Here is a 12038-nt window from a genome sequence, read left to right as displayed (position 1 = left end):
ACAGGTCGCCGCGGAGGCGGCTGTGCCCGCCGCCGAGCCCGCCAAGGGGAAGACCATCCAGCAGGTCTACGACGCCTACATGGCCGATCCTGGCGTCATCCGGTCCGGTAAGACCGTTCTGGCCTACGAGACGGTGTTCGGCCTGCTGATCGAGATCATCGGCCAGAACACGCCGGTGTCCGACATCGGTCGGGAGACCTGCCGCGAGGTCATGGACACCCTCCGGTGGCTGCCGCCTAACTCAACCAAGCGGTACCCGAACCTGACCGCCCGCGAAATCGCCCAGAAAACACGCGATGCCGGTAAGGCGTCCGGCCTCAGCCCCGCGACTGTGAACGGCTACATGACGAAGCTGTCCGCCCTCCTAACCTGGGCGGTCAACGAGGGGTTCATCGACCGGAATCCAGCGAAGGGACTTGGCGTCGTAGACACGACCAACCGCAAGGACAAGCGGCAGCCGTTCACCCCGAAGCAGCTTCAAGCCATCTTCACCGCCCCGCTCTACACCGGTTGCCAGGACGACGACTACGGCTACGCCAAGCCGGGAGACGCCCGTCCCCGACGGGGACGCTTCTGGGTACCGCTGATCGGCTTGTTTTCGGGCATGCGGCTCAACGAGATCTGCCAGATGAACACCGAGGATGTCCGGGTGATCGACAGCACCCTGTGCTTTGTCGTCACGGCCGAGGCGGTCAAGGGGACCGACGATAAGCGGCTCAAGACCGGCAGCAGCGAGCGGGTCATCCCGGTCCATCCGACCCTGCTTGCTGCGGGATTCGAAGAGTACGTCAGCGAGCAGCGGCGGAAGAGGAACGCCAAACTGTTTCCGGAACTACTTCCAGCAAAAACCGGATACTACTCCGACATTTTTTCGAAGTGGTTCCGCCGTTTCCTTCAAAAAGCAGGAGCATCGGCGGGCCGGACTTGCTTCCATAGCTTCCGTCACAATTTCCGCGATGCTCTCCGGGAGGCTCGGGTTGACCGTGAACTTGCCCTGGCCCTTGGCGGTTGGGCCGGCGACAACGGCGACATGGGCTCGGAAAGTGCCGAGTTCTATGGCCGGGGGTTCCGGGCATCGACCCTTTTGGAGGCCATCTCTAAAGTCGGCTATCCGGAACTGGAGCTTAGTCACCTGATGCTCGCCTCGTCCCCGGCGTAGGCCCGCCGCTACTCGAAGAAGTCCTCGTCCACCCTCTTGATGTGCAGGGTCTCCTCGACCCTGCATCCGACCTCGTGCCGGATCATGAGCTTGGCCAGTTGGATTCCGTCGATCAGCACGATGCGGGTGCCCAGCCGGTCGGCCGTCTCCCTGGCCGACGTGGTGAAGGCGGAGGTGGTGACGAACAGTCCCTTGGTCGCCTTAAACAGGTTTAGACTGCCGAAGAAGTCGCGGATCGCCCCCGCTCCGACGGTGTTCCCATCGGCGTATCGCTTGGCCTGGACATAGACCCGGTCCAACCCGAGCGGGTCCTGGTCGATGACACCGTCCACGCCGTCGTCGCCGGACTTCCCGACCAAAGCCTTGTCCAGTTCCGTCACCGACCCGCCATAGCCCATGGTGATCAGCAGGTGGACCACGGTCTTCTCGAAGAAGGCAGGCGTGCCGGATCGCACCCGCTGGAGGATTTCGTCGGCCAGCGACACCTCTATTCGGGCGTGGGCCTGCCGCATCACCTCATCGGGCGTCAGGGGCTCGACTACTCGGAGCGTACAGCCGACATAGTCGGCAGCCTCAGCCGTCTCGGCCTCGCCATCGCGGAAGCCCTTGAAGCTGGGAAATTGCTCCAGGAACCGGATGGTGATCCGCTCCGGTGGCGAGTTCAGCACGTCCCGGCCGGCCGGCGTGATGCGGAAATGTGCCCGCCGGGTGAGATCCACCAGCCCGGCTTTGGTCAGGTAACTCTTCGCCCAATGGACCCGGTTGGCGAAGGTCGTCTGCCGGCCCGACGGCAGAAGTTGGGCTCGCTCCTCGTCGGTCAACGCGAACACGTCGGCAAGCTGGTCAACCACATCGCCGATACGGACCTCGCCACCCCCGGCGGCGGTCTTCAGCACGGGGAGCATCAAGGTCTGGAAATCGGGAATGGCCATCAGGTCGGCTCCACGCGTCGCAACGTCAGGAAATGCTCGTTCTGGTCCAGCCACGCCTTCCTGGCCTCCCAGTCCGGCAGGATGGTTCCGACCAGCCCCCAGAAGGCCCGGTCGTGGGTGCGGTGCCGCAGGTGGCAGAGTTCATGGACCACCGCGTATTCCAGCACCGTCCGGGGGGCGAAGACCAACTGCCAGTTCAGGTTTACGACGCGGTCGATCCCGCAGCTTCCCCAGACATGCTTCTGGTCCTTGACCCGGACATCTCTGGGCTTCAGCCCGTTCGGCTCGCCGTGCCGGCGGACGAGGTCGGCGACATCCTGGCGGAGCCGCTTCCTCAGCCACAGCCGCAAGGCCGACTCGATCAGGTCGTCGTGGGAGGCGAGAGCCACGGACCGCGGGCAGCCGACCAGGAAGCCGTTGCGGTAGGCGACGCTCACCAGCGTATCGTCGCTCGGCTCGACCCGCAGCCGCATGAGCCGGCCCCGGTAGGGGATCTTGGCCCCGCTGACGAACCGCCGGACGGCGTTGGAGCGGGCCATCCGCTCGGCCATGTGGCGGGTCTGCTCGTACAGCCATGCCCTGCGGCGATGGAGCACACCGGCAATCTCATCCTCGGTGGCGGCGGTGGGCACGACCACCTCGACGCTGTCCGGGGTGACGGTGATGCGTGCCCGCGTCGCCGCGTCGGAGCGATGCAGGACATAGGGAATTTCGACGCTGCCGACCGTCAGCATGGGCATGGGATCAGACCTTGGCGAACTGCTTGAGGGCGAATTCCTCGACCTGCTCGGAAACCTCCTTGAGGTTCCCCAGGCCGAATTCGTGGGCCAAGCCGCGGACCTGCTGCCGCAGCGACCGCCGCAGCCCCTCCTTCTCCTGCCATAGCCGCGGGGCGGTCGCATCATCCTCGTAGAGGGCGGCGATCCGCTCCGCCAACCCGTCCGCTCCTTCACCGGCGTCGAAGGCCAGAAGGACCTGGAGGATGCCATAGGCTCCCTGCGACATTCCGGCGTCCTGATGGGCGGTCGCCTCGGCTTCCAGGTCCTTGGCGAGGTCCTCCGCCATCTTCAGCGTGTCGGCCCAGGAAAGCTGGGCACCCTCCAGCTTCTCCAGCAACTCCCGCAGCCGGTCGGAGAATTTGCCGTACTGGTGGGCGTTCTGGCCCAGCCGCTCGTAGACGACCTTGCGGAGTTCCGTCGTCTTGCGGATCGCCGCGGTCTTGAGGTCGTCCTCCGTCTTGCCCTCGACCTTGAAGTCATCCCAGAACTCCGGATCGGTGATGTGGCGGAGCTTCACCGTCACGCTCAGCCCGGTGGCGTCGAGGTGGCGTTCCAGCATGTCGCGGATCTTGCGGCTGTAGGACCGCTGGTCGAACGCCTCCCGCTTCTCGATGGCCTGGGTGGCGTATTGAAGGAACAGAGCCACCCATTTCAGGTCGGCGGTGAACTCCAGCACGCAGGGGTCCGGGCTGACGGCCTCGTACAGGCCGATGAACTCGCGGGCCTTGTTGCGGAAGTCGATCCACTGGGTTTCATCGGGTTTTAGCCGGGCGACAAGCTGGTCGAACTCGGCCTTCAAACTGTCCTTGTCCAGTCGCCCGCCGGCCCGCTTCACCCCCTTCATCATGTGGAGCACCGCGGCGTGGGCAGCCCGAAGCTGGTTGCGGAGGTCGTCCAGATCCCGCATGGCGTTGCGGACATCGTCGGCCCGGTAGGAGGCCAGAGCCCTGTCCAGATGAGCGGACACGCCGATGTAATCGACGATCAGCCCGTTCCGTTTGCGGGCGTCGGCGACCCGGTTGGTGCGGGCGATGGCCTGGAGCAGGCCGTGCTCCTTCAGCGGCTTGTCGAGATACATGACGGATTCGGCGGGAGCGTCGAATCCGGTCAGCAGCTTGTCGCAGACGATCAGGAAGTCCGGTCGGACGCCCTTCTTGCCGAACGCCTTTTTCACATCGATCTCGGCTTTATCGTCCAGATAGTGGGCGACAAGGTCGTCGCGGATCGATTGGGTGTATTCGTCCTCGCTCGGCTTCCCGTCCTCCTGCGATGACGAGTAGACGCAGGCCGACATGTCCGCCGCCATCGCCTGGGCGTCCTCGACGGGCATGCCCTCGGCCACCAGATCGGCGGCGATGACCGCATCCAAGGCCCGCTTGTAGAGGATGACCGCCTCGCGGTCGAAGGCAACGATCTGGGCCTTGAAGCCGTCGGGGCGGGCGTACTCCTTGAAGTGGGTCCAGATGTCGTAGGCGATCAGGGCGATCCGCTTCGGGTGCTTGACCAGATCGGCGACCGTCACGCCCCGCTTCTTCAGTTCCACCAGCTTGTCGTCGGGCAGGTCGGCGAACCACTGATCGAACAGGATGTCGATCTTGGCCTCGTCGATGTGCCAGTCGGTCTTGCGTCCGGTGTAGTAGATCGGCACCGTCGCCCCGTCGGCCACGGCGTCGTCGATGCCGTACTTGTCGAGATAGCCTTCCCCGACCACGCCGAAGTTGGCGTAGGTGTCCTTGTCGTCCTTCTTGATCGGCGTGCCGGTGAAGCCGAAGAAGCGGGCGTCGGGCAGCGTCTTCCGCAGAAAGGCCCCGAGGTCCTTTTCCTGGGTGCGGTGGGCCTCGTCCACCATGACGATCCAGGTGGCGGAGTTTACGACCGCCTCTTCGGACCCCTGGAACTTGAAGATGGTCGATAGTGCCATCAACCCGTCCGTCTTGCCGTCCATCAGGGTCCGCAGATCGCGGATGCTGCCAATGTCGGTCGGGTTCGGCAGGCCGCAGGCGGTGAAGGTGGTGGTGATCTGGGTGTGCAGATCCACCCGGTCGGTCAGCACTAGGATGTTGGGGTTGGTCAGTTCGGGCGAGTCCACCGTCCGGTGGGTCTTCAGCTTCAGGGCGGCGAAGGCCATGGTCAGCGACTTGCCCGACCCCTGGGTGTGCCAGACCAGTCCCCGGCGGTGCCGGTTCTCCACCACCCGCTCGACGATCTTGTTGACCGCCCGGAACTGCTGGTAGCGGCACATCTTCTTGATAATGCCCTCCTCGGTCTTCTCGAACACCACGAAGTGGGCGATCAGGTCGAGCAGGCGGGACGGCTCCAGCAGGCACCACAGCCCCTTGGACAACTCGTCGGTGAAGTCGGACTCCTGTCGGGGCCACGGGTCCCGCCACGCCGCGAAGAACTTCGACGGGCTGCCGGTGGAGCCGTAGAGGCAGTTGGTACCGTCGGTGACGATGTTGAAGACGTTGGACAGGAACAGCCGGGGGATGTCCCGCTCATACTGCCGGATCTGGTCGAACGCCTCGCCGGTCTTGTCCTTGTGGTTGATCGGACTCTTGCACTCGATCACCACCACCGGGATGCCGTTCAGGTGGACCACCACGTCGGGAATCCGGGTCCGCTCGGCCTTGACGCGGAACTGGTGGGTGACGGTCAGCCGGTTGTTGGCCGGGTTGGCGAAATCGACCACCCGCAGGGTCCGCCGCGTCACTTCCCCCTGCACCGGCCGGCTGAAATCGCCGCGGAGCTTTTTGAGCCACGTTTCGTTGTCGGTGACCGACACGAGGTCGGCGTAGGCAGCCTGGGCGTCGGTCAGCGAGACGCCGTTGATCCGCTGAATGGCCTCGATAAGGTGGGGACGGAACAGCACTTGGTTCTCGCCGTCCCGCAGGTCGGCATGCTCCTCCGGCGGGACGAAGCGGTAGCCCATGGCCTCAAGACAGGCGATGGTGGGTTGCTCGGCGAGGTGCCATTCCATGCCCTGGGCCACGGTGCTGCTCCCTGTGGTCGTGCGTTATAAAGCGGCGGATAAGGCGTCAGCGGAAACACGCTTCCGGCCTGTCAGGAGGTCGGACAGGAGGGCGGATTTGAGCCGCTCCATACTGGCCAGTTTCTGCATTTCCAATGCCCCGACGGATTCAACCTGTCGCAATCTCTGAATGAGGCTTTCTTGCTCACTCACAGAGGGGACCGGGAAATGCACCCCCGAGAGGGTAGACCTGTTGATCTTGACCATACTGGCACTGGTGCCGGACGCGGCTTCCGCGAAATACCCCTCCGACTGCAAAAGTGAAAGCCACGCTACGGCAAATTCCGGCATCATCTTGTTCAGGTCGAAGCGAAGCCGCATCATCAAGTCAGGGTAGTAGCAAGGGGCTGGTATGCCTTGGTACAAGCCCGCAAGCCCCACCCGCTCAGGCGTGTTGGAGCGGCTGATAAGGACATCACCATCCTCCAGCGTTGCACCCTCCAACCGAACATCGTCCAAAGGGGCGGGCTTTACGCGTTCTGCCGAGAACCCGTCAGGCGTCAAGGCACCCAGGCTCAGAATCCACCGTCCGGTGGGTTCGGTCGGACAGACTGGCGAGTAGCCGTTTCGAACAGGTTCACGGAGGAGATTAGGGAGTGGAAGAACATCCCAAATCGCTGGAACATTCCCAATCTCCGTCCTTTTGAACCGGCTATGCCCGATGCCCTTGGACATCAGGCGTTTCAGCATGTTTCGCTTGACCTTTAACGTCTGCTCTATAACGGCTCTTGTTGCCTCAATGGCCTCGTCGGCATCGGTAAGTGCCTTAGCGATGCGGCGTTGTTCAGAGATTGGTGGAAGCAGGATTTCGAGATCCAGAAAATCCTTGGGATTTAGCCGTGCTCGCGACGTTGTACCACGACAGCGACTGAGAGCTTGAACCCTAAACGATTCCAATCTCATATAGTGACGGAGGAAATCTCCACATAATCCGGGTCTCGGCGTAAAAGTCGGGTATTCAGCCGTCGCATACATTCCATGATGCTCAACTGACGTGACACCGAATGCAGATTTTGACACCCACATCTTGTTGTATGTAATTTGACCCTTTTTAACCAAATTCAGAGTGTTCGTGTTCAGCTTTGCACCGGACACCTCGGAATGGAGATGTGGGCCGTTCCCATACCAACGGACACCCATCAACTTGTAGGTTTGGTCTTGAGTTACCGACACCGGCTCGGAATCAGGCTGACACAGGTCACCAATTTTCATTTTTGCCCACCCCTCCGGCACCCTCATCGCCCGCTCTCCTTCCGGGTCTTCGTTACCTGTGCCTCGATGGCCTTCAACTCTTCCATGCCTGCGGCGTCGGCGGCGATGCCGTCCTGCAGCTTCCGCTGCCGGTCGAACTCGTCGTAGCAGTCGTGGGCGATGCGTTTCATGGCGTCGTGGCTGATCCGGTCGTTCCCGTTGAGAAGCGGCCGTTCGTTGACGGTGATTGTCCGTGAAGCCGGCTGCTGTCCCTCGGCTTGAACCGTCAAATGATCTTTGACAGTTGCTCCCTCGGTTCGAACCTGTAAGCCGTATTTACAGGTTGCCTCCCCGGTCCGCTGGAGAATGACGTTGCTATCCGGCATGGTCAGCCTCACTCCCCATCCGGCAGGTAACCGAGTTCCCGCAGGAACCCCATCATCCGGGCCTCGGCGGCGTCCCGCTGCTCCCGCAGTTCCAGGAGCTTCTGGACCTCCTCAGCCACGTCCAGGTCCTCCTCCTCCTCAGTCAGGTGGACATAGCGGCTGATGTTGAGGTTGTGGTCGTTGCCGGCGATCTCCGCCATCGGCACCACGCGGGCGAGCCGGTCCACGTCGGCAAAGTCGTGATACGCCTTGGCAAGCGTGGCGACGTTGGCGTCGGACAGGTGGTTCTGGGCCTTGCCTTCGATGAACTGCTCGGCCCCGTTTACGAACAGCACCTTGCCCTTGCGGTCCTTCGGCTTCGACTTGCGAACGATCAGGATGCAGGCGGGAATGCCGGCCCCGTAAAACAGGTTGGGGGCGAGACCGATCACCGCCTCGATCAGGTCGTCCTTCAACAGGCCCTCGCGGATGCGGCCCTCGGCCCCGCCGCGGAACAGGATGCCGTGGGGCAGCACCACCCCCAGCATGCCGTCCTGTTTCAGGCTGGCGACCATATGCTGCACGAAGGCGAGGTCGCCGTAGGATTTGGGCGGGCAGCCGTAGCGGTCGCGGCCGAACCGGTCGCCCTTGCTCCAGACCTCGTGGCCCCAGTCCTTCAGGGAGAAGGGCGGGTTCGCCAGCACCCGGTGGAAGGTGCGGATCGCCTTGGTGCCGTCGCCGGTCAGGTGCTTCGGGTCCAGCAGCGTGTCGCCACGGGCAATGTCGAAGTCCTGGATGTCGTGCAGGAACAGGTTCATCTGAGCGATGGCCCAGGTGTTCAGGTTCTTTTCCTGTCCGCAGAGGGTCAGGCTGCGGGCGTTCTTGCCCTGCCGTTCCAGATGGTGGAAGGCTTCCAGCAGCATGCCGCCCGATCCGCAGGTCGGATCGTAGATCGACGTGCCCTCCTCGGGCCGCAGGCACTCCACCAGCAGCCGCACCACCATCTTCGGCGTGTAGAATTCGCCGCCCTTTTTGCCGGAATCGTCGGCGAACCGCTCGATCAGATATTCGTAGGCTTGCCCCAGAACGTCCGGCTCCACGTCGGCGTTGCGGAGGCGATGCTTCTCGAAATGCTGGAGCAGCTTCTCAAGCGACGCGTCGGGGAACCGCTCCTTGTTGTTGAAGTCCACATCCTGGAAAACACCCCGCAGGCGGTGATTGGCGTCTTCGACGGCGTGGAACGCGGCGTTCAGTTGTTCGCCGATGTTGGTCGTGTGCGTCCGCACATCCTTCCAGAACCGTCCCTCGGGGATGTGGAAGCGATGCTCGTCCGGGTCGGCAGCCAGAGCGGCGTCGCCATATTTGGCCATCCGCTCCTCGTATTCCTCCTCCCACACGTCGCAGAGCCGCTTGTAGAACAGCAACCCAAAGATGTAATGCTTGTAATCCGACGAATCGATGGAGCCCCGCAGGATATCGGCGGCTTTCCACAGGTGAGATTCAAGCTGGTCCAGGGTCAGAACGGCCATCGCGAGCCCAACGTCTCTTCATAAGTGTGCAAAGCGGCGGCACTCTATCAGACCGGGTGCGGCAGGCAACGGCGTTTACCGAAAGCGGGACTGCGGCAGGGTGGCCGGCTCAGTCCTCCTCGTCGAAATCCTCATCCGGGTCCGGGTACTGGGGTGGGGCCTTGCCGACCGACGCGACCACCCTCGGGTAGCGTTTGCGTGGCTCCCGCTCGCCGAGGGCCAGGACCTCGACCCGGAACCGCCACTCGTCCCCGTAGTCGAACAGGAACGTCATCGCCTTCCCGACCTTCGGAAACGCCTGGGCCACCGTCGTCTTCCTGACGCTGAGGGAGTCGTCGCCCTCGCCCATTTCGGCGAAGAGTTCGTACCGGGGCTTGGCGTCGTAAATGTGGCCGGTGAGCTTGGGGAAGAACCCGAAGGCGTGGTCCAGGTCAAAGGCGTAGGCCCGGACGATGGCCTCGGCGAGGTCGTAGAAGGAGCGGTCGCTCGGGATCTCGATGTCCCGGTAGAGCTTGGGCCGAAGAGCGGCCCGGACGATATGGGTGGCGGCTTCGGCCATGGTGTTGTCCTCCTGTCGGTGCGGCCCGCCGCGTCACGCCTGCGGCAGGCTTTCCCGGATGTCGGGGACGCCGGCCAGGAAGATGGCGTCGGGCTGGTGGTTGACGTAGGCGAGGAAAATGTACTCGTTCCAGTGGTTGGCGGTCGGGCCGAACTTCAGCAGGGCTTCGGCATCCGCGGCCTTCCGGCCGCCGGCCTCGGTCATCCGAGCGACCTCTCGGCCGATATAGTCCAGGAACCGCTGCTCCGTCCCGTCCAGCACCACGTAGGGCGTGGTCACGACCACATGGAGGCCGATGTCCGGGACCGGCGGAGGCAGCAGGCGGGTGTACCAGAGTTGGCCGGGCTCCCCGAGATACCCCGACGCCGAATGGCATCGCAGGACCTGCTGGGTCACGATATCCTTCAACAGCACCAGCGGGCCGTCCAGGCCCATGTGGACGTAGAACCCCATGCGGGACTCCTGCATCGGCCGGACGATGTAGGCGATCCAGGCCGGCATGCCGGTGGTCTCCGCCACCCGCAGGATGCAGGTCCCCAAGGTCTCCTTGCTGGCCCCGAACTGGAGGTCGAAGAAGGCCCACATGTTGAAATAGCTTGCCGTCAGGGGGCTGATCGGCGGCCCCTCGGGGATGTACTCGTCCTCGGCCTTCGCCACCGCCTTGGCGTAGCCCTTCGCCTCGGGCATGGCGGAGATCGCCTCGGCGAACATCGACACCAGCGTCAGCCCCTGGGCGTAGAAGGCGAAGGCCGGATCGTAGCCCTGCTCGACAAGGTCCTTGAAGCGGCTGCCGTCGAGACCGGCCTCAACGGCACGCTCCCGGCTCGCCCGAAACGCGGACAGGTCGATCACGTTCGACCGGATCTGGGTCGCCACCTTCCGGGCGATCTTGTCGGCGACGCTTCCCATAGGGGCTCCTGCTGTCGGTTTGGCCCATGCCTCAGTGCGGGTGGACGTGGTGGGCATCGGGGAAGTGGGCATGCCGGTGTCGTAGTCGGCCGTGACGATGCTTGTGGGTGTGCGGTTCGGTCACCGGGCCGTCGTGACCGTGCTGGTGATGCTCGTCGTGGACGTGTGGGTGATCGTGCTCGATCTCGTTGTGGTCATGCTCATGGTCGTGGTCCTCGGTCAGGTGCAGCCAGACGCCGATCCCCATCAGGACCGCCGCGGCGATCAACCCGGCCGTCAGCGGCTCGTCGAACATCGCCAGGGAGGCGATGGCTCCGACGAAGGGGGCCGTGGAGAAATACGCTCCGGTCCTGGCGGTGCCGATGTGCCGCAGGGCGATCACGAACAGCACGAGGCTGACGCCGTAGCCCAGCAGCCCGACCAACATGGCCGCCGCCGCGGTCGGCAAGGCGGGCAGGCCGTCGCCAAGGACCGAGGCGATACCGACGTTGACGCTGCCGGCAACCAGCCCCTTGATCGTGGCGATGTCCACGGGATCTGCCAGAGAGACCTTGCGGGTCAGGTTGTTATCCACCGCCCACATCAGGGACGCGGCGGCGACCGCGGCCGGCCCCCAACCAGCGGCGATGTCCACCGTTCCGCCCCAGGACAGCACCACCGCTCCCGCCACGATGGCGACCATCCCGGCGACGAGCCGCCGGTCGAAGCCTTCTTGGAAGACGAACCATGCCAAGAGGGCTGTAAGCACCCCTTCCAGATTGAGCAGCAGCGAGGCGGTCGATGCCGGCGTTGCCGTCAGGCCGAACATCAGCAGCACCGGACCGGCAACACCACCGGCAAAGACGGCGGCCAGCAACCAGAACCACTCGATGCCGTGGATGCTCCGCTCGTTCCGCTCCTGCGAGGCCGACAGCCCACGGGCCAGCCGAACCAACCCCAGGCCGATCCCGGAGCCGAGATACAGCAGGCCCGCCAGCATCCAGGGCGACAGGTCGTGGACCAGGAGCTTCGCCAGCGGCGTGCTGATGCCGAAGAGCACCGCGGCCAGAATGGCCATCGTCGAACCTGCTTGTGCCATAGGAGCTTCGCCCGTCCGGTAGCTGGAAACGTCCGCCCAACCGAACCTGATGGAGATGCCCAACGCTGTCCAGCCCATCGGTTGCCTACAAAATCCGGATTTGAAGGCAACCGGAGTGGAGCGGGTGTGGAGGAACTCGGGCTGGCCATACAGACCATGTCGGCCGACATGGAGCGGCGGATTCGAAGAAGAAGCGGAAGGGGCGTGGCTGCTGGTACTTCAGGGTTTTGAGGGCGGCCACCGCTACAGCCGCTACGCCGGCCCCGCCAACGCTCCGGAAATCGCCGCCCGCGTCGAGCGGTTCCGCGACCTCAAGGCGGACTTCACCGGGCGACGGCGGATGGTGTCGGCACTCAAGGCCGCCGGGCTGCCGCCGCCGGACGCCTTCATCCAATGCGTCCCTTTTCTTCAGAACACCTGCGGATATTCAGGTATGCGGGCCTTCATCACGGCCACAGCGTGACATCGTTCAGGCAGGTCGAATGGAAGCCGCCTCCGCGGCGACCATA

Annotated in this window: 11 protein-coding genes; 2 read left to right on the top strand and 9 right to left on the bottom strand. The window is 63.9% G+C overall.

What is annotated here, in order from left to right; translation table 11 throughout:
- Nucleotides 1-1159, top strand: a 1159-nt coding sequence (locus J2851_RS35175) for a site-specific integrase (protein WP_209773976.1), incomplete at its 5' end; no start/stop codon positions are given.
- An 8-nt stretch (nt 1160-1167) separates the two neighbouring features.
- On the opposite strand, the gene J2851_RS35170 is transcribed toward J2851_RS35175, so the two are convergent.
- The 9 genes from J2851_RS35170 to J2851_RS35130 form a co-directional block, all read right to left on the bottom strand.
- The gene (locus J2851_RS35170; protein ID WP_209773974.1) at nt 1168-2091 is read right to left on the bottom strand and encodes a restriction endonuclease; all 924 of its coding nucleotides are present in this window, start codon (nt 2089-2091) and stop codon (nt 1168-1170) included.
- Nucleotides 2091-2831 (bottom strand): M48 family metallopeptidase, encoded by a 741-nt coding sequence (locus J2851_RS35165; RefSeq protein WP_209773972.1) that lies wholly within the window; start codon nt 2829-2831, stop codon nt 2091-2093. The genes J2851_RS35170 and J2851_RS35165 overlap by 1 nt, the downstream gene beginning before the upstream one ends.
- Nucleotides 2832-2835: 4 nt before the next feature.
- Nucleotides 2836-5859 (bottom strand): type I restriction endonuclease subunit R, encoded by a 3024-nt coding sequence (locus J2851_RS35160; protein WP_209773969.1) that lies wholly within the window; start codon nt 5857-5859, stop codon nt 2836-2838.
- Nucleotides 5860-5883: 24 nt separating this feature from the next.
- A complete protein-coding gene (locus tag J2851_RS35155; RefSeq protein WP_209773967.1) occupies nt 5884-7137 on the bottom strand; it encodes a restriction endonuclease subunit S in 1254 nt (417 codons plus the stop codon).
- Complete coding sequence (locus J2851_RS35150) at nt 7134-7475, bottom strand: hypothetical protein (RefSeq protein WP_209773965.1); 342 nt, start codon at nt 7473-7475, stop codon at nt 7134-7136. The genes J2851_RS35155 and J2851_RS35150 overlap by 4 nt, the downstream gene beginning before the upstream one ends.
- A gap of 8 nt (nt 7476-7483) precedes the next feature.
- Nucleotides 7484-8983 carry a type I restriction-modification system subunit M gene (locus tag J2851_RS35145; RefSeq protein ID WP_209773962.1) on the bottom strand — a complete coding sequence of 500 codons (1500 nt, stop codon included), beginning with the start codon at nt 8981-8983 and terminating at the stop codon, nt 7484-7486.
- A 109-nt stretch (nt 8984-9092) separates the two neighbouring features.
- Nucleotides 9093-9542 carry an IS1096 element passenger TnpR family protein gene (locus J2851_RS35140; RefSeq protein WP_209773960.1) on the bottom strand — a complete coding sequence of 150 codons (450 nt, stop codon included), beginning with the start codon at nt 9540-9542 and terminating at the stop codon, nt 9093-9095.
- Between the two features lie 33 nt (nt 9543-9575).
- On the bottom strand, nt 9576-10451 hold the full coding sequence (locus tag J2851_RS35135) for a hypothetical protein (RefSeq protein WP_209773958.1): 876 nt from the start codon (nt 10449-10451) through the stop codon (nt 9576-9578).
- A 31-nt stretch (nt 10452-10482) separates the two neighbouring features.
- Nucleotides 10483-11529 carry a DMT family transporter gene (locus tag J2851_RS35130; protein WP_209773956.1) on the bottom strand — a complete coding sequence of 349 codons (1047 nt, stop codon included), beginning with the start codon at nt 11527-11529 and terminating at the stop codon, nt 10483-10485.
- A 55-nt stretch (nt 11530-11584) separates the two neighbouring features.
- Here J2851_RS35130 and J2851_RS35125 point away from each other — a divergent pair, with 55 nt between their 5' ends.
- Nucleotides 11585-11992: a hypothetical protein gene (locus J2851_RS35125; RefSeq protein ID WP_209773954.1), complete on the top strand. Its 408-nt coding sequence runs from the start codon at nt 11585-11587 to the stop codon at nt 11990-11992.
- Nucleotides 11993-12038 lie beyond the last annotated feature (46 nt).

This window comes from Azospirillum rugosum, assembly GCF_017876155.1.
GTDB classification, from domain to species: domain Bacteria; phylum Pseudomonadota; class Alphaproteobacteria; order Azospirillales; family Azospirillaceae; genus Azospirillum; species Azospirillum rugosum.
This window is presented reverse-complemented; position numbering and strand designations above follow the sequence as displayed.